The sequence below is a fragment of the Exiguobacterium sp. s102 genome (assembly GCF_018618635.1).
Lineage (GTDB): Bacteria > Bacillota > Bacilli > Exiguobacteriales > Exiguobacteriaceae > Exiguobacterium_A > Exiguobacterium_A oxidotolerans.
In genome coordinates this window covers 1-22,287 of record NZ_JACSML010000006.1, presented here as the reverse complement: position 1 = coordinate 22,287, position 22,287 = coordinate 1, and the positions used below count along the sequence as shown (strand labels likewise).

The window sequence follows — 22,287 nt, the reverse complement described above, 5'->3', positions numbered from 1 at the left end:
CATGAAAGCAGTCGAAGTCAGAGGATACGGGGACGTGGACCAGCTCGCCGTCGTCGAGCGTCCGATTCCGGAAGCAGGTCCAGGAGAAGTACTCGTACAAGTCAAAGCGTGTGCGATCAACAATACAGAAATTTGGATGCGTGAAGGGGCCTACGGGACGGACGCAAAATCGGGTTGGAAACCGGAAGGCGTTCAGTTTCCACGCGTCCCGGGTTCTGATATTAGCGGACGGATCGTGAAAGTCGGGACGGGAGTAGAAGAAACACAAATCGGGCGGGACGTCGTCCTGTTTCCCTTTACCTCAAGCGGACCGGACGGAACGGAGCATATCGCGCAGGATATGTCGTTTATCGGCTCGGAATACGACGGGGGTTACGCGGATTACGTCGTCTGGCCGGCTGAACTCTGTTACGATATGCCGCTTGACGACTACACGAAAAGTGCCGTCTTCTCCGTCAGTGGTTTGACGGCGTGGCACATGGTCGAGCAGCTCCAACTGGAACCGGGACAAACGGTACTCGTGACCGGGGCGAATGGTGGTGTCGGTTCACTGAACGTTCAAATTGCCGCACGTGTCTTTCAGGCAAACGTCATCGCCCTTGTCGGAGATCTTGCACTAAGCGACCAGTTAAAACAGTTTGGGGCGACACATGTCCTCTCGTATAAATCAGAGCAGCTGGCAGATGATATTGTAGCGGCGAACGGTGGACCCATTGATGCCGTCCTCGATGTCGTCGGAGACGCGTTATTCGCGACCTCACTCGCCGTCTTAAAAAATGGCGGGAAGTTCTGTATCTCCGGTTCAGCCGGGGGTCAGCAGACACAGCTCGACTTCCGGACGGTTTACTTGAAGCACTTGACGCTGTATGGTTCTGTTCTCGGAACGCGCGCAGAATACGGACGGATGCTTGAAGCGATTGCCGCCGGGAAACTCGAACCGGTCATCGACCGGACGTTCCCGCTCGAGGAAGCGGGGGCAGCGCAGACGTATTTCAAGGAAGCGGGGAAGCTTGGGAAAATCGTTTTGTTGCCAACGGGCGAATAATTAACTTTATACAAAAAAACCGACGGATTCTGACCTTCCTTGGAAAGTGAGAAGCTGTCGGTTTTTTGTATGTGTTAAAAAGAAAGATCAAAATACAGCTTCTGTCCGTTCTGTTTCGGATAAGAGTTTAGCGTGGATGCCGCGTTGGCATAACGATTGTTGGAACGACTGATCAATCGGGCGATAGCCTTTTTCGATTAAATCGTTGATGTAAAGCTTGTTGTATAGGAAAGCAAACGCGATATTGATTACGATACTCAGGATGCCGGCTGTCGCAAATGCTGCGATGAAACCGAGAACAAGTTGAATCAAGCCCCATGTGAACTACTCACCACTTATTTGCTTCGCAAATTGAAGTGGGAGCTTCTTGGGAAGATCGTACTTTTACTAGCTACGGTTATTTACCAAGCTCATCGGGTGGTTCCCACCCTGAAGGGTTTTCAGTCTGCCAATATCAACAAGTTGATACTCGCATTAATATCTCTGTCATGATGAGCGCCGCAAGTACACGTCCATTCGCGTACATCGATCGTTTTCTTCTCGCCTTTTACTCCACAAGAAGAACAGATTTGAGTAGAGGCGTACCATTGATCCGCTTTGATAAGTGTTCGGCCATAGAATTTGCATTTGTATTCTAACTGTCGGACGAACTCATACCAACTGACATCTGCAATCGATTTGGCGATTTTATGGTTCTTCATCATGTTCTTCGACTTTAGTGTCTCAACGACGATGACTTGGTTTTCGTCAACGATCCGTTTCGACAGCTTATGAAGAAAATCTTTACGTTGATTTGCAATCTTTTCATGCTTCTTCGCGAGGATCATCCTCGCCTTCTCTCGGTTCTGACTCCCGATTTTCTTGCAGGACAAGGCGCGTTGCGCCTTCTTTATCTTCTCTTCGGACTTTCGAAGAAAACGAAGATTGTCAACTTTCTCAGAAACACGCTCATCGTTTGTCATGATGGCGAAGTGCTCCAAACCAAGGTCGATTCCTACTTTATTCTTGGCTAGAACCCATTGCTCTTCGGCTTGATTGACAAGGATGGAGATGAAGAATTTCCGGGTCTTCGTCATCGAGACCGTCGCGGACTTGATCACACCATCAAACGGACGATGTTGTTTCAACTTCACAAAACCGATTTTAGAAGGTTTCACCTTACGATATTCGATGCGGATGCTCCCCTTCAGATTGTTTGTCGTGTAAGAGGCCCGGTCATTGTGCTTCGATTTGAATTTCGGAAACCCGACAGACCGATCTCAAAAAAAGTTGGTATACGCCTTGTTTAAGTCCATCTGAGCGTTCGCAAGAGAAAGACTGTCGACTTCTTTGAGGAAAGGGAATTCGGGCTTGTACTTCGCTGGGGTTGGGAGCTTCTGCTTCGTGTCAGGATTGAGCTTCGAATCTTCATACAATCGGATACGTTCTTCGAGCATCTTATTGTAGACGAAACGGACACAACCGAACGTCTTCACGAAATATTCTTGTTGGGGTTTCGTCGGATAGAGTCGAAACTTGTACGCCTTCAGCAAAGCAATCACTCCTTTCCTTGTTTTTCGATATAATGTCTGATGACGTCGCTTGTCGCACCACCGGTCGTCACCAGACAGTAACTTCGAGACCAAAACATGTCTTTCCATAATCGTTTCTTGACGTGCGGAAAGTCTCGTTTGATCAGTCGGCTGCTTGCGCTCTTGTAGGCGTTCAGAAACTTTGACATTTCCGTGTTCGGGTGTGCTTTGAACAGCACATGGATATGATCGCCGTCATGATTCCACTCGTTCAGCGTGATATGATACGACGCGCCGATTCGTTCGAACGTCTGTCTCGCGAACTCCGAGATGGCGTCATCGATCACTTTGCATCTGTATTTCACGACGAGGACAAGATGATAATTCAGAAGAAAGACTGAATGTTTATTTGTGTCCATTTTCATTGATATATCAGTCCTTTTGATTAGTTATACTGGTTGTATCAAACGATTGAAGTCTTGCCAAGACGGGCGATTCATCTCCCACACGCTGGGCTTCGCCCCGAGACGCTTAGAGGTGGGAGAATTCTCGCTAAATTTAGTTAAAATCACCGCGGAAAAACTCCGGGAAAAACCCAAAAAAGAACGTCGTCCATGAGAAACCGGCTTTTACTTCTTTTACTAAACCATTCGGATGTTGCAAAATCCCTTTCATAATCAAATACCTCCTATTTGAACTGAAATTTTAATAGAAAAGTCAATGTTTAACCGTAACCAAAAATATCAAAATAATGAATGAATAGTCATTCATTATATGCTATACTCATCTCAATACAACTGCTTTAGGGGGAAAGGGGCTTGTTTCATGGGGACATTTTTACTGATTAACTGGATTGCCTTCCTGCTCATCGTCGGGTATGCAGGTTATCTATTCGTGACGCTCGTCAAGAGCCGTTACGAAGCGATTCGTCGGGGGAAAAAGGCGGAATGGGATATAACGAATAAAGAACGGTTCAATTCGGTACTCGTGAACGTCTTTGGACAAAAGAAATTACTTAAGGATAAAAAGAGTGGGACGATTCACGTCATGATGTTCTACGGCTTCTTACTTGTCCAGTTCGGAGCGATTGATTTCATCTGGAAGGGACTCGCAGTCGGACAACGTTTTCCACACATTCCACTCGGTCCACTTTATCCAATCTTTACGTTCTTCCAGGAAATCGTCATGCTCGTCATCTTGGTTGCGGTCGTTTGGGGATTCTACCGTCGCTATGTCGAGAAACTGGTGCGCTTAAAACGAAACTTCATGGCAGGACTCGCCTTAATCTTTATCGGTGGATTGATGGTCGCAGTTTTATTCGGCAACGGATTTTTCCTCGTCTATGAAAATCATTCGACACTCGGTGAACCCGTTGCGTCTGCTATCGCCTTCTTGTTCAGCTGGGTACCGGAACAAGTCGCATTCGGACTGTTCGTCTTCTTCTGGTGGGCCCATTTACTGTTCTTACTCAGCTTCATGGTCTACATCCCGCAAGGCAAACATGCCCACTTAATCGCCGGTACGGCCAATGTCTGGCTCGGTCGGACGTCAAAAGTCGGCCGCCTTGCACCGATCGACTTGTCTGTCATGGAAGAAGCGGAAGATGACGATGCCGAATTTAGTTTCGGGGTCAATAAAATTGAAGACTTCAACCAAAAACAATTGGTCGATCTGTATGCCTGCGTCGAATGCGGACGCTGTACGAATATGTGCCCGGCGAGCGGAACAGGGAAGATGCTGTCGCCGATGGACTTAATCGTCAAGCTGCGGGATCACCTCAACATGAAGACGGCAGCGATCACACAAAAATCACCGTGGGCACCTGCCTTTGCCTTTGACGGATCACAAGGGAATCAGATTGCGTCCCTTGCTGCAACCGGTCAAATGGACATCGTACCCGATTCGTTGATTGGCAATGTCATCACGGAAGAAGAAATCTGGGCATGTACGACATGCCGTAACTGTGAAGATCAATGCCCGGTCATGAATGAACATGTCGACAAGATCATCGACTTACGTCGCCATCTCGTCATGATGGAAGGAAAAATGGATCCGGAGATACAACGGACGATGGCAAACATCGAACGTCAAGGAAATCCATGGGGGATGAACCGGAAAGAACGTGAAAACTGGCGCAAAACGCGCAAAGAACTCGTTGTTCCAACGGCGAAAGAAAAGAAAAAAGCTGGTGAAGAATTCGAGTACCTCTTCTGGGTCGGTGCGATGGGCTCGTATGACAGCCGCAGTCAAAAAATCGCGATGGCATTCGCCCGCATTCTGAACGAAGCAAACATCTCGTTCGCGATTCTCGGAAATGATGAAAAGAACTCGGGTGACACGCCACGCCGGATCGGGAACGAAGTTTTGTTCCAAGAACTTGCGGAAGCGAACATCAAGTCGTTTGAAAAATATGGTGTCAAAAAAATCGTCACAATTGATCCGCACGCCTACAACACGTTCAAAAACGAATATCCGGACTTCGGACTCAGTCCGGACGTCGAAGTCTATCACCATACGGAGTTACTGGCGCGCTTGATTGACGACAAACGGATCACGCCGATGCATGAAGTCAAAGAACGTGTCGTCTATCATGACTCGTGTTACCTCGGACGGTACAACGACATCTACGACGCTCCCCGTTACATTCTTGAAAAAATTCCAGGAATCACGCTCGTCGAGACGGAGCGGAACCGGGAAAAAGGGATGTGCTGTGGTGCAGGCGGCGGGATGATGTGGCAAGAAGAAAAAGTCGGAGCCCGTGTCAACGTCGCTCGGACGGAACAGCTGTTGACGGTGCAACCATCTGTCATCGGTTCTGCTTGTCCATACTGTCTGACGATGCTCAGCGATGGAACGAAAGCAAAAGAAGTCGATGAATCCGTCGCAACATACGACGTCGTCGAATTGCTCGAACGTTCAATCGTCGGGACACCGATGAAAGAATCAATCGCTACGGTATGAGTAATGACCACTTGCGCGTCTTCGTCACGGAAGACCGGCGAGTGGTCTTTTTTTGTGAATACATGTTTCAAAGCAAGCACAACGTTGTACTGTACGGTTTTGACATGCTATGATAAAAATACAAATTGCTGTGAAAGGGGGTGAGAATCTTTGGGAAGGCGCTACTTAAAATCGGTCAGGTCGCGGAGACCACCGGCTTATCAAAACGGACGATTGACTATTACACGTCGCTCGGTCTCTTAACGTCAGAACGAACGGCGGCAGGTTACCGGTTGTATCCGGAAGATGTCGTCCATCAAGTCCAAAAGATTGAATATTTAAAGACACAGCGGCTTTCCTTACAAGAGATTCTTGCTTCATTTACGGAACGGGAAGAAAAAACGGGAGATGTCATTTATCAAGAAGTACAGCAGCTTCAAGATACGGTCAAAGGGTTAGAGCGACGTCTGCTCGAATCGACAGAGTTCGAAAAACAAGAGATTCGTCTTGAGTTATCGCGTCGCCTCACCTTGATTGCATCGTTGATCGCCCAGCTGTAAAACTAATAACTGGAGGTGACCCCTTTTTAGGGGATTTTGGATACTATACTTTTCATCAATTTATTTTTAGTGGTGTTGTTGATTGTGTTAACAGCGTTTTTCGTCGGGTCAGAGTTTGCGGTCGTTAAGGTTCGGATGTCGCGTCTCGACCAAATGATTCAAGAAGGCAATAAGAGTGCGATTCTTGCTAAAAAAATCGCCGGTGATCTCGATTATTACTTGTCTGCCTGTCAGCTTGGGATCACGGTGACAGCACTTGGACTCGGGGCGCTCGGAGAGCCGACCGTCGAAAAGATTCTCCATCCTGTCTTTGACGAATTCGGCGTCTCGGCTGCCGTCTCGACACTCTTATCGTTCGGAATCGCCTTCATTTCCGTGACATTTTTACACGTCGTCATCGGGGAGCTTGCGCCAAAAACGCTTGCCATCCAGTATGCGGAAAAAATGACTTTGATTTTCGCACGTCCCTTGTTCATTTTCGGAAAAATCATGTACCCGTTCATTTGGTTACTCAATGGATCGGCACGTCTGTTCCTTGGACTTTTCGGTGTGAAACCTGCTGGACACGAACAAGCCCACTCAGAAGATGAGTTGAAAATCATCATGGCACAGAGCTTCCAAAGTGGTGAAATCAACCAAACGGAACTTGCCTTGATGCAAAATGTTTTTGCTTTTGACGAGCACGTCGTCAAAGATTTGATGGTCCCGCGGATGCGGATGGCGACGATCTCAGAGCGTCTCTCAAAAGCGGAGCTGATGGAAATTTTCATGGACAATCCGTTTACCCGTTACCCGGTAACGGAAGAAAATGATAAAGACCGTATTCTTGGCTATATCAACGTCAAAGAAGTCTTGACAGATTTCGCGAACGGACATGAATATCCGGTCACACATTACTTGAAGGATTTACCGGTCGTCTCAGAATCGACGTCGCTTCAGGATACGTTACGAAAAATGAAAGAAACCCGTTCACATATCGTCCTCGTCGTAGACGAATATGGCGGTACGGCGGGAATCGTCTCGATGGAAGATTTACTTGAAGAAATCGTCGGTGAAATCCGTGACGAATTTGATACGGATGAAGTCGAAGAAATTCAAGAGTTGCCGAACAACGAATATCTCGTCGCAGGAACGGTCTTACTAGAAGATTTGGAAGAACGTTTCGGTCTGCGGTTTACGAACGATGAAGATGTCGATACGATCGGTGGCTGGATTCAGATGCACAACATCGATCTGCAGCCAGGCGAACATATCGATACAGAGACGTTCTCTGTCGAAGTGATGGAAATGGAGAACTATCAAATCAATCAAATCAAACTGTGGTTGCACCCGCTCGAAAAAGCAGAATAAGAACAACATGCAAAATCCTCTTGAGCCAATCAAGGGGATTTTAGACTATATACAAACTCTTATGAAGAGTGAATATCCTATATCGGGAATTAACCCGTTCGCGCTTTCCTGTCTCGCCTCGTCTTCAAAGCGGCAATCTTCCGCGCCGCTACAGCAAAGCTGCAGGGTCGCGACCGATTGCTTTTCGCTTTAAAAGCGATTCGAGACGGATTGCGCCCCAAACCATCTGCATGCCTGGATTCCCCTTACGGTATTCCCTGAAAAGCGCCACGTTTCGTTGACTCCTACGGGAAAAGTGCGTTGAACACGCACTGTCAGAGGCAGGCAAGACCCTGCTCGTTGTCCGCTAGGACCAAGGAGCAACGGCTTGCGCCTCGCCCGAGGAAAGCAACGAAAAAGGAAGACGCTTTTATTTTCCAATTTTGTTTTGTCTATACACTAAAATCCTCTTGAAATCACCAAGGGGATTTTTTTGTTGCTGCGGGAATCAATTTTTCAGAAATCATATCAGTGTGTGAATAACGGATCGGGAAGTAGGGAAATCGTCGTGTCGGCTTGAATACTACTAAAAAGAGAATTCATCGTGTCGTTCACTAGAGGGAGGAACCTTGTGTTAGACTTAATCCCGTTTTTACTCAGCCGGCTTGGTATGCTGGCGTTGCTAGCATTTTTATTGTCGCAGTGGCGAACGTCACGGCACGTCTTTAAAACATCGACGAGTCGCTCGCGTCGACTCGCCTTGCTCAGCATATTCGTCGTCTCGGGTATTTTGATGAACTATGCCGGAGTTGCCGTCTCCTCGAATCAAACGATTGATCCGTTGCTTGGACTTGCAGTGACCGATGATCAATTATTGATTGATACGCGTCTAACGATTATCGTCACGAGTGGACTGCTCGGTGGTCCCTTCGTCGGTGGACTGACGGGTCTCCTTGTTGGGTTTCATCGTTTTTTGCTCGGTTCGATGGGAGCAGAGACAGGATGGTTCATCGCCGTCGCTGCCGGTACTCTCAGTGGTCTCTACAGTCGTCGCTGGCGCTTGAAAGATAAATATACATTATTACAACCGATTGCTCTCGTCATGAGTATGGTTATCCTTGATTTAGGATTGGCCATCTTGCTCGCGGATGATCCGTCGGAACTCATCGTGATTGCGAGTCAGGCGGTCTTCCCGATGCTGTTTGCAAACACGATCGGGATTATCGTCTTCATCGTCATCTTACGGACGCAACTCCGATTCGAAAAGGAATTGTTTGTTCGCGAAAGTGCCCGTTCCTCTCGATTGTTGGCTGTCATCCGTCCACTTCGAAAAGAAGGCATGACAGCAGACGTCGCCTGTCAGATTGGCACGACCATTTTGGAAGAAACTAAAATTGACCGTGTCGTCTTACTTGGACCTGCAAAAGTGCTCGTCGATATTGAAGCGGGGGAAACACCTGTGTACGGCGGCAGATTTCAACCGAATGTACAACGTTGGATTGAAGAAGCGGTTCCGTTACAAGTCGAAGACCGGACGACAAACCAAATTCTATCGTTTCATCCCTTACAGATGGATGGAGACAAGGCCGGTATCGTATGTTATTTTCCGAGTCATTTGTTTGATGACACGATTGAACAGACGACGGAACAACTCGTTCAGCTGTTTGCGCGTGAGCTCGTGACGTATCGAGAAGAGCAACTCGAAAAACGCTCGCTCCCTAAAATGAAACCGTTCCTCCATCCGAATTATTTACGGGGAATCGTGGACGAAATCCATCAGACGGCTGATCCGGGGACGCCGGTCAAACAACAGCTAGGCTCTTTGCTCCAACTATTGACGGCAGCACGCTGGGTCGAAGATCATCCACTTCGTGACGAAATCACGACTTTAAAAGCCTATCTCGCTCTCGAAGGGACAAGGCGACGTCAAAATCAGTTGACCCATGCGGATATCACGATTGATTTAGATGTCGAGACGGCGATTGAGGAGACGCTCATCATGCCATTCCTGTTAACGAAGTTAGTCGACAATGCGTTACGGCATGCATTTTCGAAAGTCGGTCGTCGTTCACAAATTAACGTACGTGCTTTTCGTCAGGAGAACGATCTTGTCTTAGAAGTCAGCGATAACGGCGTCGGAATCGGACCAGATGTGAAACGACGGCTCGAAGAAGATGCTTTGACGGAGACGAGCACGTTGTTTTTACTACGACGGACGCTCGATATCAAGTATGGAGAAGCCGCGACGTGTACGATTCACTCTCGTCTCAACCAAGGAACGCGTGTCGTGCTAACCTTGCCGCTACCGGTAGTTGAGGAAGGTTGACTCAGAACTCAATATGACTGCATCAGCAGGAATCGTCTTGAAGTGAAAATCGGATTCGACAGGTGTCGAGTCCGGTTTTTTTAGGCGGGGAAGCGTTTCAACAAGAGGATTGTTTTTTTTTAGGAGAAGGTGGGTAAAAATGAAAGCAGGCAACGATAAGATATAGGAGGAAGAAGCGGATGATTACAAAAAAAGAAGTCGGACGATCCGGCGAACGACCGATCATCGCTTTTACATTGATGAATCGATTGGGACACAGTGTCGACCTGTTGAACCTCGGCGGTAAAATCACGGCGATTCGTGTACCTGATAAGCAGGGGAAGATTGAGAATGTCGTTCTCGCATTTGACGAGCTCGACCAATACTTAGATGATCCCCATCATTTAGGTGCGACGATTGGTCGTGTCGGGGGACGAATCGCCAATGGGGCATTCGCGCTCGAAGGGATGAACTACCTACTCGAACAAAACGAAGGAGATCATCATTTACATGGAGGGAGTGTCAACTGGTCGAATCGCTTTTTTGATCATGAGATTGAAGGCGATTTGCTTCACTTGTCACTTGTCAGTCCGGATGGAGAGAATGGATATCCGGGACAGCTCGATGTGCGATTGACGGTCGAGTGGACGGATGAGGATGCATTGACGTTGACGTATGATGCGACGACGACGGCTTCAACACCGTTTAGTCCGACGAACCATACGTATTTCAATTTAACAGGAGACGCGAAGACGACAGTGGAGCAACACCGATTGCGGATGGATGCGCCATTCTATGTCCCGCTCGATCAAGACGCGTTACCGACGGGTGAAATTTTATCCGTTCATGAAACCGTTTTTGATTTTCGGACAGCGCGGCCGTTATACGAAGTGACGCATGCTCCTGACGAAGCGCTCCGTCAGGTCGGAAGCGGAGTCGATCATCCCTTCCTTCTGAAAGAGGGGGGCGAAATCGTCCTCGAAGAACCGGTCAGTGGTCGGACGTTACGTGTCGTGACAGAACAACCGGGTGTCGTTGTCTATACGGGCAACCATTTAGGGGGAGACTTTACGATTGCCGGTCGTCGCGCGACGCCTTACCTTGGCATCTGTTTTGAGACACAAGGACTGCCGGACGCCATCAATCAACCTGATTTCCCATCCGTCGTCTTACGCGCGGGCGATCGGTATCAAAAGCGGACGACCTTCCAATTTAGCCGAATACAGTGATGTTTCTCGCGAATATTAAGTTCGTATGTGGTAGGATAAAGCGAGAAGAATCTAACGGAGGCATAAGAAAATGACTAAAATAGCATGGGTGACCGATAGTATGGCCTATTTCAAAAAGGAAGAGGCAGACGCAATCGGCGTCAATGTCGTACCGATTCAAATCTTGCTCGGGGATACTGCCTACAACGAAGACACGATCACTGTCGAGCGTTTGTTCCGCGCACTTGATGCGGACAAGAAGTTGGTCGCAAAGACATCACAACCAATCTTCGGCGAGTTCGTCGGTACGTATGAACGCCTAAAAGAAGAAGGATATGATTGTGCGATTGCTGTGCACTGTACGAATGGATTATCAAGTACGGTCCAAAGTTCTGCATCAGCTGCAGAAGCGGCAAGTTTCCCAGTCCATATCATCGATTCGCATACTGCGTTTGAAAACCAACAAGAGTTCATTCGTTACGGGATGGATCTTGAAGCACAAGGAAAGACTGTCGAAGAGATTACAGCAGCTTTGACGAACTTATCGAAACGGACGCATTTTTATATGATCGTCGGGAACATGGAGACGATGCGCCGCGGTGGGCGGGTTTCGTCAGGAGATTTATTCCTCGCGAACTTACTCAACATCAAGCCAATCATCACGACGGACGAAGCGGGGAAAATCGTTCCGTTCAAAAAGGCACGTTCACTTAAAAAAGCATATATCGAAATGATTAAACAAATCGAAAATGCGATGCGTCAGAAGACATTCTATAAGAACCGGATTTATGTCGCGACGACGCTTGCGCCAGACATGGCAGCCGATCTGCGGAGCAGTGTCGCAGCGAAGTTTCCGGAATTGACGATTCTTGAAGGGACGTTCGGTCCAGCGATTGGAACACATGCCGGAGCAGAAACAGTCGGCCTTTTCTGGTTGAATGATTAAATGAAAAAAATAAAGCAGGTCTGTCCTTCTCCGCTCAGCGGACGAGGCAGACCTGCTTTTTAGTTTGTTGCGAGTGCACAGACGATACCAAGAAAAGCTGCACTGATGCCAAGGACATAACTTGTCCCGAGGTAAAGAGCGAGTGTCCGTCTATTTTCATGTTGGAGCAGTTGGAGCGTCTCGAGCTTAAAGGTCGAAAAGGTCGTAAACGAACCGAGAAATCCCGTCCCGAGAAACAACGTCCACGTCGAATCGAGATGAAGACCGATGACGAGACCGAGTAAAAAAGAACCGCTGACATTACCGATGAATGTCGCGAGCGGGAAGTCGCGTGTCCAAAACGTCTTCGCCCATTGGCTGAGTGCAAAACGACTGATGGCACCGAAAAAAGCACCGATTCCGAGTGCGAGCAGTGTCATGTGTTGTCCCTCCTTGCCGCGAACTGCCGGAGCCGGCGCGTCCCGAGCGCGTAACCGAGGTACGAACAAAATAATCCGCCGAATAGACTAAGAAGGACATAAAGTGCGGCGAAGCCATATAGACCGGTCCGCAGTAACGTGACCGCTTCGACGCTAAACGTCGAGAATGTCGTGAACGAGCCGATGAAGCCTGTTCCGAGCGCCGTCATCGCATATTGATGAAGTAAATTTGTACGGAATAAAAAATGTGTTGCATACCCTAAAACGAAACAGCCGAGAAGATTAATACAGACCGTTGCGACGGGAAACGTCCCTGTCGCCAGTTGACCGATTGTTAGACTAAGACCGTACCGTGCCGAGGCACCGAGTACACCGGCGAAGCCGACTAAAACATACAGCATTGTCACCCATCCTCTACCTATAGCATATTTTCAACATACGCTGTTCAGAATCAAGGCGTCAAGTGGGTAAAATAGGCAAATCACTAAAACTCTCACGCATTGAAACCGATAGATGAGTATACGAATGAGAGAAGGAGTTTTGCAGATGGTGTCACCGCTCGAACAGCTCAGTACTAAAATATTGTCCCGCCTCATCCCAACGTTAATTACAGTCGCCCATCCGTTGATTTTCATTTTTGCCCAGATGGATTATGTCTCGATGCGAGCTTTTTATCAATTTTTGATCGGTGGTATCATCTTGACGATAGCATTACTGGCCGGGAATCAATTTTTCGGGCAGCACCCGATTGGGAAGTACATTCAAATCACATTGACCTATTTGGTCCTGGCGCTCGTCCTCGTCACTTTGCCGACGCAGAGCATTTGGACGATTGCCTATCTGTATCTCGTCATGTCGATTGTCTACTTGATTCCCCGGATTGTCGTGATGGCGGGAGTACTCGGTCTGCTCGAACTTGTCATGTTTACAAGCATCGGAACGGTTGAGTTTACGAATCTGTTCGACTTGATCGTTGCGCTTGTCATTTACTTGATGATTTTTGCAGCAGCCGTCTTTGTTGCTGTGTTCGGTCGCAATGTCATGACGGAAGTTCAGCGTCAACAGGAAAAAGCGGAAACGTATGCAGAAGTCTCTCGGACGACGCTTGCCCAATCCGCGGCAACAGCGATAGACGTGACGACGTTCACGGAAGATATGAGTGAAACAGTCGATACGGCAAAAGCCTCATTCGAAAAAATCGATGACGCGATGAAGATGCTTGCGGCAAACTCAGCGAAAAATGCGACATCCGTCCGTCAAATTCGGCAAATGAATGAGAGTAACGTCCAATCGATTGCTGACGTCACACTAGCCGTCGATCGCGCTCTCGAGCGGAGTTCTTCTTCAAAACTCACAGCCGAGAACAGTCAAGAGACAATCAGTGAAGCGGGCGAGTCACTCCAACAATTGACGGTCAGCATGGGTGAGTCCGTGACATCATTCGGTCAGCTCGCAGGACGATTCCAAGAAATCGTGACGATCACGTCGAGCATCAACGCAATCGCGACGCAGACGAATTTGCTGAGCTTAAATGCTTCAATCGAAGCTGCACGGGCAGGGGAATTCGGAAAAGGGTTCACCGTCGTCGCACAGGAAATTCGCAACCTGTCGTCACAAACGGCAGAGGCATCAAAAGAAATCAATCAAATCATCGAACGGGTTGAACGTGACGTGACGAATACGGGAAGTGCGATCAATGCGAGCACGACGTTACTCCGTGAGCAAGAGGAACGGATGCAGCGGAGTCAGCAAGCCTTGCAGACGATCGCATCAGACTCATCCGATTCGGTCCAAGCGATTAGTGGCGCCCGTCAGCAATTCGCAACGATTACGAGTAGTTTGACGGATATCACGCAGGCGACAGAACAGCTGGATGCCTTCATGGATTTGTTATTGACGAGCAGTGATCAATTATCAGGTCTGACCCGGTCGCAAGTCGAACAGATTCGTGACTTGCAGCACGCGATTCATGCGTTGAACGCAACGGCATCGACGCTCCGCGAAACGACAAAAGAAGGTTAATGAGTAAGCACATCGCCCTACACGCGGTGTGCTTTTTCGTTTGTGGAATAAGCAGAATGGGAAGATAGTAAAGGTGAATGAACAAATTAAAGGAGGACGATGAGATGAAAGCAGCGTATATCGAACAATATGGTGGGTCGGATGAGTTCAAAGTAGGAGAGATTGAGCAACCGACAATTGGTGCAGATGACGTATTGATTGAAGTTCATGCAGCGAGTGTCAATCCGGTTGACTGGAAACTGCGTGAAGGGTACTTAAAAGAGATGCTCAGTTACGACATGCCGCTCGTCATCGGCTGGGATGTATCGGGTGTCATCAAAGAAGTCGGAGCAAACGTGACCGATTTGAAGGTCGGAGATGAAGTCTTCAGCCGCCCGGATATTGCCCGTCAAGGCACATATGCCGAGTATGTTGCGGTCGATGCCCATCTCGTCGTCAAAAAGCCAGCCTCCCTGAGCTTCGAGGAGGCCGCATCATTGCCACTCGTCGCGCATACGGCATGGCAAGTCATGTTCGAAGTGATGGATGCGAAACCGGGTGACCGGATTTTCATCGGTGCCGGTTCAGGTGGCGTCGGGACGGTCGCAATCCAGCTCGCGAAAGCACACGGCTTGTATGTCGTCACATCAACGAGCACCCCGAACGTCGATTGGGTCAGTGAACTCGGAGCCGACGAAGTCATCGATTATAAACAACAAGATCCGGCAGAAACCGTGCGTGACCTTGATTTCGTTTTCGATACGATGGGGGGAGACGGACAGGGCAAACTATACAAAATGCTTAAAGAAAATGGAATGCTCGTCTCGATTTCAACGCCGCCGAACGAAGAGGAAGCAAAACAGGCGAAGGCACGCGTCGAATATGTCTTCATGCAGCCGACAGGCGAACGGATGAAAAAAATTGCGGAAGCCGTCGAAAAAGGTGAACTGAAACCCGTCGTCGACCGGATCTTTGATCTTGAGGATACGAAACAAGCCCATGATTACGGAGAAGAAGGGCATGCGAAAGGTAAAATTGTCATTAAAGTGAAATGACGCGGGAACGTCTTGACTCGAACTTTGAGTCAGGGCGTTTTCTAAACGTCACCTTACGTTAGGATAACCGGAACAGCAAACAAAACTCCCTTCAATATCCGAAGGGAGTTTTGTTTGTAGGTTAAGTAATATTCGACAAAAGCGACGACTTGTTCAACGGGAAACAGACGCTGAGCGGAGGAGACGGTCGAGTAACACGAGTGTCTCCGGTTGATTCTGTAATGTCATCTGCAAAAAAGAGCGTTCCTGCTCGAGTAACGCAATATAGCGGCGTCCTGCTTCTTGATACGTCGCCGGGACGAGGACGTCATAAACGGCCTCGAACGGGACACGCTGGTCGTCCGGTAAGTAATCTGAAATCGTCTTTAGTCCGAGCTGCGCCCGCTCCGGCAGATAGTGGTGCAACAGGACTTTTGCGAACTTCGTCAACGCACTGCGTAACATTTCGACCGCCCATAAGCCGTTGCCGCGCGCGGCGGCTTTTTGATACTGGAAGTAGAACCAGACGGCATCGATTGCCTCGTCTTCGAATTCCTGCTGCGACAGGGTCAGAGACGTTTCTTCGATAAACGGTGCTAACTGATTTTTTGGATCATACAGGACGCGGATGGCATCTTTTTGATTTAACGAAGTGGTCGTGACGGTAAATAGGTCGACATGTAACAAGTCATCATAGACCGCAATCATTTGTGGGGCGACGATGAAAATGTCATCGTGCCAAATGACGGGCCGGTACGCTTCAAGGTGCGCCAGACGACGAGGCAGGAACTCCGAAACAGTCCCTTCTGCGACGAGGCAGTAGAGGTCGAGGTCGGAATGAAAATCTTCCTCGCCGCGACCGAATGAGCCTTTCAAAAAAATCGCTTCAACGGTCGGATCCTGTTTGAGCCGATCTGTAAGTTGTTCGATGGCATATAGCTGGTGCATAAGTAAGTCACTCCTTCAAGCAGTCTATTTCTTCAGTATACGTGAAATAAGGGAGATTATTCCATTATCATTTTTACTGATTTCCTAAAGCGAGTGAGCAGAGAAAAATCAACAACACAAAAAGGGCCTGACTCAAAAGCCATCCCTTTAAATCATCAGCTGTTTCAAACCCTTAGCGTAAAGAAGCTGTATGTTGTTCTTGTTCTTTTTGTTCCATATGCATGGCATGCTGTTCGCCCCAATGGTTCATCACATTGAGGATTGGCATGAGTGTCCGCCCGTAATCCGTCAAGGAGTACTCGACGCGGGGTGGAACGACTTGGTAGATTTCACGGTGTACGATATCATTTAGCTCAAGTTCACGTAGTTGAGCCGTCAACATCTTTTGGGTGATGTTCGGTAGATGTCGTTTTAATTCACTGAAGCGGAGTGTCCCGTGAGTAATGAGCTCGAGCAAAATCGACGGTTTCCATTTTCCCGTCAAAATCTCGAGTGCAGTCTCGACGCGACAGATGGGTGTCTCTTGCATCATCGTTCCTCCTTCGTAGTATCTTTTTAGAAACTATACCACTTTTTTGTGCCTACTTCCGTTCACGTTGCTTCCGGGGGATAATGAACCTATGAAGTGAACGTACAGGAGGAATAACAATATGACAATCCATTCAGAGATTACGCTCGGACCGGTCAGCTTACGGATTACGGATTTAGACCAATCGATTTCATTTTACCGTGACCTGCTCGGACTAACGGTACTCGAACAGACAGGGAACACGGCGACGCTTGGTGCGAAAATGACACCACTCGTCGTGCTGGAGGAGCAGAAAGATGCACGACGTCTCGCACCCAATTCAGTCGCGGGACTGTATCATTTCGCGATTTTATTGCCAAGTCGAAAAGAACTTGGTTTCGTCATCCGCAACTTGATTTCAAATGACGTTGATCTTGGTCAAGGCGACCATCTCGTCAGTGAAGCGTTTTATCTATCCGATCCGGACGGGAACGGGATTGAGATTTATGCCGATCGTCCACGGGAGACATGGTCTTATGAGGCGAACGGGGACGTCAAGATGACGACAGACCCCGTCGATTGGCAAAGCATGCTCGTTGAGGCAGGCGAAGAAGACTGGTACGGAATGCCGGCAGATACGGTCATGGGTCATGTCCATTTCCATGTCAAATCACTCGAAGCCGGACGCGCCTTTTATGTCGACACGCTTGGTTTTGAAGTGGCGACCGATGCGTCACGGATGAAAGCCTTATTTGTTGCAGCGGGTGGTTATCATCACCACATCGGGATGAACCTGTGGGCAGGAGCGGACGCGCCAAAGGCACCGGGCGACGCCGTCGGACTGGATTATTGGACGCTCGTTTATCCAAGTGCATCCGTGTTAGAAAAAGCGGTTGCTGCGATCGATGCTTCGCTCTACCGAGTAGAGCGGACGGAAGACGCGGTGTACGTCACGGATGATGCCGGCATTACGGCACGACTGGTTACGAAATAATGAAAAATGAACCTTCTCATCACAGAGAGGGTCCATTTCAGGCTATAGACAAAGTGCCATCGGGAGATAAGCGTCTGTTTTCGTTGCTTTCCTCGGGCGAGGCGCAAGCCGTTGCTCCTTGATCCTCACGGACAACGAGCAGGGTCTTGCCTGCCTCTGAAAGTGCGTTAAGAACGCACTTTTTTCCGCAGGAGTCAACGAAACGTGACGCTTTTCAAGTAATATCGTGACAGAAATCTAGTCATGCAGACAGGGTAGCGCGAACGGATTGCTCCTCGATATCGCATGTACACGCTTCATAAGAATTTGTCTACACGCTTAAATGGACCTTCTCATTGGAGAGGGTCCATTTTTGTCAGTTAATTTTGTCCGGATAAAGCAGACGGGGCATTGCCATCGTAACGACTGACGAGTTCATACGGTCGGACGGTATAGAGGGCATGCGGCAGGTAAACGGGATTCATCGCATCGAGTGCACGGATTTGGAAATGCTCACGTTTGATATAGGTGTCGACGTTCTCACGCGTGACAGGGAAGAAGCCGACGTCCGTCGTCTCGCCTTCTTGTGCTTGCAATTCACCGCTGACGTACGTCCCGCGGAAGGCGACGCAGATGATGTGACTTGATATATTTTGATAGATGCCGGTAATGCCGTCGATCGTGACGTCAACACCGGCTTCTTCTTTGACTTCACGTTTGACGGCATCGAGAATCGATTCATTGTTTTCGACTTGTCCGCCCGGTAGCTCATACGTGTCGCCACGATGGAGGTTGCGGACAAGCAAGACTTCACCAGCATCGTTCGTGATGTAGGCAGTGACGCTGACGATTGCACGGGGTGGTGTGTAGACACCTGTCGCCGTCATGAAATCTTCCGTCGATTTGATGTAGAGGTTTTTCCCGAGGCGGGCGCGTTTCTTCATCGCTTCCCTGCGTAAGGCGCTGTTGCGGACATCACGGTCGACTTGCTCATAGTGCTCCCGATCGCGATATTCCCAAATGGCGATGACTTCATCTTCCGATTCCGTCACCCAGCGACCGACGAGACGGGCACCGTGACTGATTTGTAGGGGAAAGAGATAGGTGTGAAAGAACTCGGTAAATTCCTGTAGTCGTTCCGGGCGAATCGTATAGGTCTTCCGGCGATGTAACATGAAAATTCCTCCTCTATCATACAAGCAGATATACGTTCAGGTTCTTTATTACACTTCTCTTATCGTAAGCGGATTCCCTTCTTTTTCAAACGAATCGAGCACAACAAAAAAACGACTTCGCGGAGAGCGAAGCCGTTTTTGGGATTAAGCGATATCTCGTTCTTTTTTGTCATCAAGGATTGATGTATGGCGTTTGATGGCGTGGACCATTTTCGCGATCGCACCGTCCCCTGTGACGTTTGCTGCTGTACCGAAACTGTCTTGTGCGATATAGAGTGCAATCGCGAGGCTAACCATGGTCTGGTCAAAGCCGAGCATGGAGACGAACAAGCCGGTTGCGGCCATGACGGCACCACCGGGAACGCCTGGTGCTGCAATCATCGTCACACCGAGGGCGAGAATGAATGGGAAAATCGCACCGAACGTGACCGGCATGTTGTTCAAGTAAAGAATCGCGATGACGATTGACGTCAACGTGATCGTCGAACCCGCAAGGTGGATGGTCGCACAAAGCGGAACAACGAAGTTTGCGACTTCTTCATCGGTATCATTTGCTTTTGTCTGCCGTAGCGTGACAGGAATTGTCGCTGCGGAAGATTGTGTCCCGATGGCTGTGAAGTAGGCAGGCATCATTGTTTTCAAAAGACGGAACGGATTCTGTTTATTGGCGATACCGGCAATCGTATATTGTAATGTGATCATCACGAAATGAAGAACGAGGATGACGACGAAAACGAGTGCGAACACAGAAAGAATTTCTGCGACTTGACCGGCATATGTCATGTTCATGAAAATTCCTGCGATGTGAAACGGAAGTAATGGAATGATGACTTTGCCGATAATCAGTTCGATGATACTACGGAAATCAATCGAGAGTTCAAGCAGACGTTCGCTTCTAGTTGCTGCGATTCCGATTCCGAAGACGAAGGCCATGACAAGAGCGGTCATGACGCCGAAGACAGGGGGAATTTCAACTTCCATGAAGCCTTTTAAAAGTGCTTCTTCCGGATTCTCCATGTTTGCAAATGAACCACTGAGCATGCGCGGGAACAAGTTGACTGCTGTACCATATGCGAGTAAACCGGCGACGACTGTCGAGAGATAAGCGATGAGAGCTGTGATTCCGACAAGCTTTCCAGCGCCTTTTCCAAGTTCACCGATACCCGGAATGATGAAACCAAGGATGATTAAGGGTATAGCGAATGATAAGAACTGACCAAAAATCCCATTGAATGTGACGAAAGAACGGACGATCCAATCGAAGCGTTCGGTGACGAGGCTACCCACTATAATTCCAAATACGATGGCGATGACAATACGACCGAGCAGACCAATTTTAAACTTCAAACCAATCATCCTTTCTTAATAATGAAATTGTCTAACTGAATTGAAGCTATTTTCGCACATCTAAAATGGCATTACTACAGCGTTTTAATCATTCTGATTATTCGAAATATAGAAATCGGTTGCATGATTTTATGCAATAAACGCTTCAACGCTTTAGTACAGCCACTTTACAGTGCGTGTCTGCATCAACTTACGAAAAAATTAAAAGGTAAAAAATAGTTTTCCGTTCAAAATACTTTGTGAACAAAGATTACTCAAAAACGTCAAAATCAGGCATACTCTCTGTATAGAGAAAAAAGGAAGTGATGAACTAATGGATATCATGGCACTCGTCCGCCTGGCCGGAGGAATCATGTTTACTCCGCTATCGGATGATGTTTTGATGATGGGATATACAGCGTTACGAATCAAAGAAGGGGTACATCCGGTCCTCATATGGCTCGCTGCGTGGCCAATTTTTTTCATTTCCTTCGCGTGGTTTTATTTACTCGCCCGTTTCTTCCGTGAAATTCCACTCATCAAGAAATTCATGAAAGTAAAGTTTTTGACACGGGCAGAAGAGATTTTAGATCGTCGTGGTTTGTGGGCGATCGGGCTCTCGTTCTTTTTACCAGGGGTACGTCATCCCATCCATTATGTTGCAGGATTGCTTGCATACCCACTTCCACGATACCTCGGGATGACGTTTTTAGCCGCCGGTTTATATACGGGTCTTTGGACATTTGTCATCGTTCGGATTGGTCAAGCCGTGACATGGTCGGAGCTTTGGGAATGGATTATGACGAATCCGAGTATGATTTTTATTATCCTTGCCGTCATATTAATCATTGCGGGTGCCTCCATCGTACATGCGAGACGGCGACACCGCCTCGAGAAAGAAGAAGCAATCGCTGAGTGAACAAGAACATGGGGGAGCACTCTCCTAATAACTTAAAACACGATAGACAAAGTGCTATCGGGAGATCAAGCGTCTTTTTTCGTTGCTTTCCTCGAGCGAGACAGGGCAGCGCGAACGAATTGCATCTCGATATCGCATGTTCACTCTTCATAAGCGTTTGTCTAAACGCTGAAAGACACGTTCGCCGATGCGGAACGTGTCTTTCGTTTGAATAAAGTTGATTAAGTGAACTTACGCGTTTTGACGTTTGCGTGCCACGACGATTCCAGCTGCACCGAGTGCAAGACCGAAGAGTGCGAGTGCACCTGTTGTTGCGTTGTTGCTTGTGTCGCTCATGCCGCCGTTACCTGTGTTCGGCATTGAACCTGGTGTACCGTCCATGAATTTCTCAGGAGATTGCATGACGATCGCGTTACCGAGGTTTTCACCGACACCATACATGTAAGCATATGACTCGCGGAACGTGTCGACTGATCCTTTGTAGTCGCCTTCCGTGTACTGCATGAACGTGTCTTGGACATATGTTTCATGGCCAGCGACCGCTTCTTGTGCTGCTTTCGTCGGAAGGTTTTCTTCCGTTGCTGCTCCGAGGAACGCACCGAAGTCGTTCGAGAACATTTTAAGCATGTCTTGAGCGTCAGCCATCATTTTTTTGTCATCGTTAATGGCTGCTGTGACGAGGTTTGCTTGTGCTTCGATGTGATTTTTCGTCCAAGCTTGCTCGAACTGATCTGCACCGGCTTCACCGTAAATTGATTTGATTGCGGCTTTGAAGTCAGCTGTGTGCATGTCTTCCGCCCAGTTTGCAGCATCGTAGTCTTTCGCTTGATCGACACCTGCCGTCATACTGAGGTTCGCAAGAGCGACGTGTTCAGCAGCAAGGCTGTTGAGTGTTGACCGGAGGTCAGCCGCTTTCGTATCAGCTTTCGAGTTATCGAACTTCTCAGGCATCTGTGTTGTGATCGCGACTGAGAGAGCTTTCGAGATGTCATACATGCGGCTGTATCCTTCACGGAACGTGTTGTACGATCCTTCATAGTCGCCTGCTGCATACTCTTGGAATGTTTTATAGACGTCCGCTTCGTGAGCACGAAGGACTTCTTCAGCTGCTTCCTTCGGAAGTTCGCCTTCTGTCGCAGC

The 22,287-nt window shown here is 48.4% G+C and carries 21 protein-coding genes and 1 pseudogene; 11 read left to right on the top strand and 11 right to left on the bottom strand.

Annotated elements, in window-relative coordinates; genetic code table 11:
* The first annotated feature begins 1 nt into the window (after nt 1).
* Complete coding sequence (locus tag KNQ02_RS12975) at nt 2-1,045, top strand: zinc-binding dehydrogenase (RefSeq protein ID WP_088836115.1); 1,044 nt, start codon at nt 2-4, stop codon at nt 1,043-1,045.
* An 87-nt stretch (nt 1,046-1,132) separates the two neighbouring features.
* Here the strand turns inward: KNQ02_RS12975 and KNQ02_RS12970 are convergent, their stop codons facing one another.
* The 3 genes and pseudogenes from KNQ02_RS12970 to tnpA form a co-directional block, all read right to left on the bottom strand.
* Nucleotides 1,133-1,357 carry a hypothetical protein gene (locus KNQ02_RS12970; RefSeq protein ID WP_088836116.1) on the bottom strand — a complete coding sequence of 75 codons (225 nt, stop codon included), beginning with the start codon at nt 1,355-1,357 and terminating at the stop codon, nt 1,133-1,135.
* A 128-nt stretch (nt 1,358-1,485) separates the two neighbouring features.
* Nucleotides 1,486-2,577 (bottom strand): annotated as a pseudogene (tnpB, locus tag KNQ02_RS12965) (IS200/IS605 family element RNA-guided endonuclease TnpB).
* A 5-nt stretch (nt 2,578-2,582) separates the two neighbouring features.
* On the bottom strand, nt 2,583-2,981 hold the full coding sequence (gene tnpA, locus KNQ02_RS12960) for an IS200/IS605 family transposase (RefSeq protein WP_088836118.1): 399 nt from the start codon (nt 2,979-2,981) through the stop codon (nt 2,583-2,585).
* A gap of 400 nt (nt 2,982-3,381) precedes the next feature.
* On the opposite strand from tnpA, the gene KNQ02_RS12955 reads away from it, so the two are divergent.
* The 3 genes from KNQ02_RS12955 to KNQ02_RS12945 all read left to right on the top strand — a co-directional run bounded on the left by KNQ02_RS12955 (nt 3,382) and on the right by KNQ02_RS12945 (nt 7,406).
* Nucleotides 3,382-5,517, top strand: a complete 2,136-nt coding sequence (locus KNQ02_RS12955) for a (Fe-S)-binding protein (RefSeq protein WP_214767720.1) — start codon at nt 3,382-3,384, stop codon at nt 5,515-5,517.
* A 140-nt stretch (nt 5,518-5,657) separates the two neighbouring features.
* Nucleotides 5,658-6,056, top strand: coding sequence for a MerR family transcriptional regulator (locus tag KNQ02_RS12950; protein WP_088836120.1), 399 nt, complete (start codon nt 5,658-5,660; stop codon nt 6,054-6,056).
* A gap of 36 nt (nt 6,057-6,092) precedes the next feature.
* Nucleotides 6,093-7,406, top strand: coding sequence for a hemolysin family protein (locus KNQ02_RS12945; RefSeq protein WP_088836121.1), 1,314 nt, complete (start codon nt 6,093-6,095; stop codon nt 7,404-7,406).
* A gap of 148 nt (nt 7,407-7,554) precedes the next feature.
* On the opposite strand, the gene KNQ02_RS15740 is transcribed toward KNQ02_RS12945, so the two are convergent.
* Nucleotides 7,555-7,677 carry a hypothetical protein gene (locus KNQ02_RS15740; RefSeq protein ID WP_256441655.1) on the bottom strand — a complete coding sequence of 41 codons (123 nt, stop codon included), beginning with the start codon at nt 7,675-7,677 and terminating at the stop codon, nt 7,555-7,557.
* Nucleotides 7,678-8,016: 339 nt separating this feature from the next.
* Here KNQ02_RS15740 and KNQ02_RS12940 point away from each other — a divergent pair, with 339 nt between their 5' ends.
* The 3 genes from KNQ02_RS12940 (at nt 8,017) to KNQ02_RS12930 (ending at nt 11,844) form a co-directional block, all read left to right on the top strand.
* Entirely contained in the window at nt 8,017-9,711 is a 1,695-nt protein-coding gene (locus KNQ02_RS12940) for a LytS/YhcK type 5TM receptor domain-containing protein (protein ID WP_214808793.1), read from the top strand.
* Between the two features lie 179 nt (nt 9,712-9,890).
* On the top strand, nt 9,891-10,919 hold the full coding sequence (locus KNQ02_RS12935; protein WP_088836123.1) for an aldose epimerase family protein: 1,029 nt from the start codon (nt 9,891-9,893) through the stop codon (nt 10,917-10,919).
* Nucleotides 10,920-10,989: 70 nt separating this feature from the next.
* A complete protein-coding gene (locus KNQ02_RS12930) occupies nt 10,990-11,844 on the top strand; it encodes a DegV family protein (RefSeq protein ID WP_088836124.1) in 855 nt (284 codons plus the stop codon).
* Nucleotides 11,845-11,903: 59 nt separating this feature from the next.
* Here the strand turns inward: KNQ02_RS12930 and crcB (KNQ02_RS12925) are convergent, their stop codons facing one another.
* Both crcB (KNQ02_RS12925) and crcB (KNQ02_RS12920) read right to left on the bottom strand, forming a co-directional pair.
* On the bottom strand, nt 11,904-12,263 hold the full coding sequence (gene crcB, locus KNQ02_RS12925) for a fluoride efflux transporter CrcB (protein ID WP_088836125.1): 360 nt from the start codon (nt 12,261-12,263) through the stop codon (nt 11,904-11,906).
* On the bottom strand, nt 12,260-12,664 hold the full coding sequence (crcB, locus tag KNQ02_RS12920; RefSeq protein WP_088836126.1) for a fluoride efflux transporter CrcB: 405 nt from the start codon (nt 12,662-12,664) through the stop codon (nt 12,260-12,262). Before crcB (KNQ02_RS12920) ends, crcB (KNQ02_RS12925) begins: the two co-directional genes overlap by 4 nt.
* Nucleotides 12,665-12,788: 124 nt before the next feature.
* Here crcB (KNQ02_RS12920) and KNQ02_RS12915 point away from each other — a divergent pair, with 124 nt between their 5' ends.
* Together KNQ02_RS12915 and KNQ02_RS12910 are read left to right on the top strand one after the other, a co-directional pair.
* Entirely contained in the window at nt 12,789-14,285 is a 1,497-nt protein-coding gene (locus KNQ02_RS12915) for a methyl-accepting chemotaxis protein (RefSeq protein WP_251132090.1), read from the top strand.
* 104 nt (nt 14,286-14,389) lie between these two features.
* On the top strand, nt 14,390-15,319 hold the full coding sequence (locus KNQ02_RS12910) for an NADP-dependent oxidoreductase (RefSeq protein WP_088836128.1): 930 nt from the start codon (nt 14,390-14,392) through the stop codon (nt 15,317-15,319).
* A 153-nt stretch (nt 15,320-15,472) separates the two neighbouring features.
* Here KNQ02_RS12910 and KNQ02_RS12905 read toward each other — a convergent pair whose 3' ends face one another.
* Both KNQ02_RS12905 and KNQ02_RS12900 read right to left on the bottom strand, forming a co-directional pair.
* Nucleotides 15,473-16,246: a nucleotidyltransferase domain-containing protein gene (locus KNQ02_RS12905; RefSeq protein WP_214767724.1), complete on the bottom strand. Its 774-nt coding sequence runs from the start codon at nt 16,244-16,246 to the stop codon at nt 15,473-15,475.
* A 172-nt stretch (nt 16,247-16,418) separates the two neighbouring features.
* Nucleotides 16,419-16,775 carry a winged helix-turn-helix transcriptional regulator gene (locus tag KNQ02_RS12900; RefSeq protein ID WP_214808791.1) on the bottom strand — a complete coding sequence of 119 codons (357 nt, stop codon included), beginning with the start codon at nt 16,773-16,775 and terminating at the stop codon, nt 16,419-16,421.
* Nucleotides 16,776-16,896: 121 nt separating this feature from the next.
* On the opposite strand from KNQ02_RS12900, the gene KNQ02_RS12895 reads away from it, so the two are divergent.
* Nucleotides 16,897-17,748 (top strand): VOC family protein, encoded by an 852-nt coding sequence (locus KNQ02_RS12895; protein ID WP_088836131.1) that lies wholly within the window; start codon nt 16,897-16,899, stop codon nt 17,746-17,748.
* Nucleotides 17,749-18,107: 359 nt separating this feature from the next.
* Here KNQ02_RS12895 and KNQ02_RS12890 read toward each other — a convergent pair whose 3' ends face one another.
* Nucleotides 18,108-18,902 (bottom strand): NUDIX domain-containing protein, encoded by a 795-nt coding sequence (locus tag KNQ02_RS12890; protein WP_088836132.1) that lies wholly within the window; start codon nt 18,900-18,902, stop codon nt 18,108-18,110.
* Nucleotides 18,903-19,046: 144 nt separating this feature from the next.
* The gene (locus KNQ02_RS12885) at nt 19,047-20,258 is read right to left on the bottom strand and encodes a dicarboxylate/amino acid:cation symporter (RefSeq protein ID WP_088836133.1); all 1,212 of its coding nucleotides are present in this window, start codon (nt 20,256-20,258) and stop codon (nt 19,047-19,049) included.
* A 304-nt stretch (nt 20,259-20,562) separates the two neighbouring features.
* Here KNQ02_RS12885 and KNQ02_RS12880 point away from each other — a divergent pair, with 304 nt between their 5' ends.
* The gene (locus KNQ02_RS12880; protein WP_088836134.1) at nt 20,563-21,147 is read left to right on the top strand and encodes a DedA family protein; all 585 of its coding nucleotides are present in this window, start codon (nt 20,563-20,565) and stop codon (nt 21,145-21,147) included.
* Between the two features lie 231 nt (nt 21,148-21,378).
* Here the strand turns inward: KNQ02_RS12880 and KNQ02_RS12875 are convergent.
* Nucleotides 21,379-22,287: copper amine oxidase (locus tag KNQ02_RS12875; protein WP_214808788.1), on the bottom strand; the 909-nt coding region annotated here is incomplete at its 5' end.

Coding starts and splice junctions, on each gene's coding strand:
- crcB (WP_088836125.1), bottom strand. CDS start 12,263: ATGACACTGCTCGCACTCGGAATCGGTGCTTTTTTCGGTGCCATCAGT.
- KNQ02_RS12895 (WP_088836131.1), top strand. CDS start 16,897: ATGACAATCCATTCAGAGATTACGCTCGGACCGGTCAGCTTACGGATT.
- KNQ02_RS12915 (WP_251132090.1), top strand. CDS start 12,789: ATGAGAGAAGGAGTTTTGCAGATGGTGTCACCGCTCGAACAGCTCAGT.
- tnpA (WP_088836118.1), bottom strand. CDS start 2,981: ATGAAAATGGACACAAATAAACATTCAGTCTTTCTTCTGAATTATCAT.
- KNQ02_RS12975 (WP_088836115.1), top strand. CDS start 2: ATGAAAGCAGTCGAAGTCAGAGGATACGGGGACGTGGACCAGCTCGCC.
- KNQ02_RS12935 (WP_088836123.1), top strand. CDS start 9,891: ATGATTACAAAAAAAGAAGTCGGACGATCCGGCGAACGACCGATCATC.
- KNQ02_RS12910 (WP_088836128.1), top strand. CDS start 14,390: ATGAAAGCAGCGTATATCGAACAATATGGTGGGTCGGATGAGTTCAAA.
- KNQ02_RS12900 (WP_214808791.1), bottom strand. CDS start 16,775: ATGCAAGAGACACCCATCTGTCGCGTCGAGACTGCACTCGAGATTTTG.
- KNQ02_RS12880 (WP_088836134.1), top strand. CDS start 20,563: ATGGATATCATGGCACTCGTCCGCCTGGCCGGAGGAATCATGTTTACT.
- KNQ02_RS12905 (WP_214767724.1), bottom strand. CDS start 16,246: ATGCACCAGCTATATGCCATCGAACAACTTACAGATCGGCTCAAACAG.
- KNQ02_RS12955 (WP_214767720.1), top strand. CDS start 3,382: ATGGGGACATTTTTACTGATTAACTGGATTGCCTTCCTGCTCATCGTC.
- KNQ02_RS12890 (WP_088836132.1), bottom strand. CDS start 18,902: ATGTTACATCGCCGGAAGACCTATACGATTCGCCCGGAACGACTACAG.
- crcB (WP_088836126.1), bottom strand. CDS start 12,664: ATGCTGTATGTTTTAGTCGGCTTCGCCGGTGTACTCGGTGCCTCGGCA.
- KNQ02_RS12930 (WP_088836124.1), top strand. CDS start 10,990: ATGACTAAAATAGCATGGGTGACCGATAGTATGGCCTATTTCAAAAAG.
- KNQ02_RS12885 (WP_088836133.1), bottom strand. CDS start 20,258: ATGATTGGTTTGAAGTTTAAAATTGGTCTGCTCGGTCGTATTGTCATC.